Annotated in this window: 2 protein-coding genes and 1 pseudogene; all 3 read left to right on the top strand. The window is 69.6% G+C overall.

Going from position 1 to position 2961, the window contains the following annotated elements:
* Window positions 1–244, top strand: a pseudogene (locus ACFDSW_RS16080) (penicillin-binding protein 2); the annotation flags it as partial.
* Between the two features lie 7 nt (window positions 245–251).
* The gene (locus ACFDSW_RS16085; protein ID WP_375251271.1) at window positions 252–1679 is read left to right on the top strand and encodes a UDP-N-acetylmuramoyl-L-alanyl-D-glutamate--2,6-diaminopimelate ligase; all 1428 of its coding nucleotides are present in this window, start codon (window positions 252–254) and stop codon (window positions 1677–1679) included.
* A 52-nt stretch (window positions 1680–1731) separates the two neighbouring features.
* Window positions 1732–2961, top strand: a 1230-nt coding sequence (murF, locus tag ACFDSW_RS16090) for a UDP-N-acetylmuramoyl-tripeptide--D-alanyl-D-alanine ligase (protein WP_375251272.1), incomplete at its 3' end; no start/stop codon positions are given.

Consider the following 2961-nt stretch of genomic DNA (forward strand, 5'->3'; position numbering starts at 1 on the left):
CTTTCCGATGGACGCGCCACGCTATGTCGTCCTCGCGATGCTCGATTCGCCACTTGGCACCAAGGAGACGTTCGGCTGGAAGACCGCCGCGTGGAATGCCGCGCCGGTCGTCGGGCGGACGATCGCGCGCGTCGGGGCGATCCTGGGGGTGGTGCCCGACGATCATCGCGACATCGATGTCTCCGACATCGTGCCCACTTTGTGGCAGGATCCGGATCAGGCACCAAAGAGCGGAGGGCAGTGAGCGGGATATGAAGCTGTCACAGCTTGTTCCGTCGGGCGGCGATGCCGTGGTGACCGGGTTCGCGATCGATCACCGCAAAGTCGCGCCGGGCACGATCTTCGGCGCGTTCGAGGGCGCGCGTGTCAATGGCGAGGATTTTATCCCCGCGGCGATCGGGGCCGGCGCGATCGCGGTGGTGGCCCGCCCCGGTGTGCGCGTCGAGGGCGCGATGCATATCGCCGACGATCACCCGCGCGAATGTTTCGCGCGGCTGGCGGCGCGTTTCTTTGCGCCTTTCCCGGAAACCGCGGTGGCGGTGACGGGCACCAACGGCAAGACCTCCACCGTCGAGATGACGCGCCAGCTGTGGCGCATGGCCGGATGCCATGCCGCCTCGATCGGAACGCTGGGCGTCACCACCGCCGATGAACGCAGTACCACCGGGCTGACGACCCCCGATGTCGTCACCTTCCTGTCGAACGTCGCCGGACTGGCGCGCGAAGGGGTGACGCATCTCGCGTTCGAGGCGTCGAGCCATGGCCTGAGCCAATATCGTACCGAGGGCTTGCCGGTGCGCGCGGCGGCGTTCACCAATCTGAGCCGCGATCACCTCGACTATCATGGCGATATGGCGGCCTATTTCACCGCCAAGCTGCGATTGTTCGCGCAGGTGCTGGCGGATGACGGCACCGCCGTGGTGTGGGCCGACGATCCGCAGTCCGAGCGGGTGATCGACATCGCCCGTGAACGCGGCAATCGCGTGTTGACGGTCGGCGAGCATGGCGACGACCTGCGGCTGGTGTCGCGCGATCCGACGTTGCTGGGGCAGGGGCTGACGATCCGTGCGGGGGGCGCCGAGCACCGCGTCACCTTGCCGTTGATCGGTGCCTATCAGGCGGCGAATGCGTTGATCGCGGCGGGGCTGGTGATCGCGACCGGCGGCGATGTCGCGGCGACGATCGCGGGACTCGGGCGGCTGCAGCCGGTACGCGGACGGCTGGAACGCGCCGCCATCGCCGCCGACGGCGCGCCGGTCTACGTCGATTATGCGCATACCCCGGACGCATTGGAGGCGGCCTGCGCGGCGCTGCGCCCGCATGTGGCGATGGGGAAGGGCGGGCGCCTGATCCTCGTGTTCGGCGCTGGCGGTGATCGCGATCCGGGCAAGCGCGCGCCCATGGGGCAGGCGGCGGTCGCGCAGGCCGATGTGGTGATCGTCACCGATGACAATCCGCGCTCCGAGGATCCGGCCGCGATCCGTGCCGATGTGCTGGAGGGCGCGCCCGGCGCGACCGAGATCGGCGATCGCCGCGCCGCGATCGCGGCGGCGGTAGCCGAGGCGCGGGCGGGCGATATCGTGCTGATCGCGGGCAAGGGCCACGAACAGGGTCAGATCGTCGGCGACCTGATATTGCCGTTCGATGATGTCGCGGTGGCGCGGGAGGTGGCGGCGTGAGGTTGCGACAGGTGTTGTTGCTGCTGTTCCCGGTATCCGGGCGGGGGCGAGCATGACGCTGTGGACCGCAGCGGAGATCGCCGAGGCGGTGACGGGCGTGGCGTCGGCGGATTTCTCGGCGGACGGCGTCGCGTTCGACTCGCGTGAGGTCGGCGCCGGAGACCTGTTCATCGCGCTGACGGGCGAGAGCACCGACGGCCACCGCTTTCTCGACCAGGCGTTCGCACAGGGTGCGGCAGGGGCGATCGTCTCGCGGCCGTGTGGGATGCCGCATGTGGCGGTCAGCGATACGTTTCAGGCGCTGGAAAATCTCGCGCGCGCGGCGCGATCGCGGATGCGGGGCAAGGTGATCGGGGTCACGGGCTCGGTCGGCAAGACATCGACCAAGGAGGCGCTGTTCGCCGCGCTGGACCGTGCGCCGGGGAAACGCGCGCACCGCTCGGTCAAGAGCTACAACAACCATACCGGCGTGCCGCTCAGCCTGGCGCGCATGCGTGCCGATAGCGATGTCGCGGTACTCGAAATGGGAATGAACCATCCCGGCGAGCTGGCTCACCTGACCACCCTGGTACGCCCGCATGTCGCGATGGTGACCGCGATCGCCCCGGCGCATACCGAATTCTTTGCCGACGAAAGCGCGATCGCGGATGCGAAGGGTGAGATCTTTCGCGGGCTGGAGCCGGGTGGCACCGCGATCGTGCCATTCGACAGCCCGCATCGCGACCGGCTGATCGCGGCGGCGGCGCCCTATGCCGCGCGGATCGTGGCGTTCGGCATGGGCGAGGGCGCCGATGTGCGTCCGCTGGAAATCGCCAAAGCGCCCGCCGGGGGCACCTTCGTCACCGCGCGCGTCGGGGAACGAGAGCTGTCGTTCACCGTCGCCCAGCCCGGCGCGCATTGGGTGTCGAACGCGCTGGCGGTGCTGGCGGCGGTCGATGCGGTCGGCGGCGATCTGGCGCAGGCCGGGCTGGCGCTGGCCGAACTCGGCGGCCTGCCGGGGCGTGGCGCGCGGATCGATATCCCGGTCGCGGGCGGCACCGCCACGGTGATCGACGAAAGCTACAACGCCAACCCCGCGTCCATGCGGGCCACGCTGGCGGTGCTGGGTGAGATGCCGGGCCGGCATGTCGCGATCCTGGGTGAGATGCGCGAATTGGGTGAAAGCGCGCCAGGCTATCACGCGGCGCTGGCCGGGGCGGTGATTGCGGCGCGCGTCGAACTGGCCGTGCTGGTCGGTGAAGCGATGCGGCCGCTGGCGCAGGCGCTTGAGGGCACGGTGGAT

It is taken from the genome of Sphingomonas sp. (assembly GCF_042091075.1).
In the GTDB taxonomy this organism is placed as follows: domain Bacteria; phylum Pseudomonadota; class Alphaproteobacteria; order Sphingomonadales; family Sphingomonadaceae; genus Sphingomonas.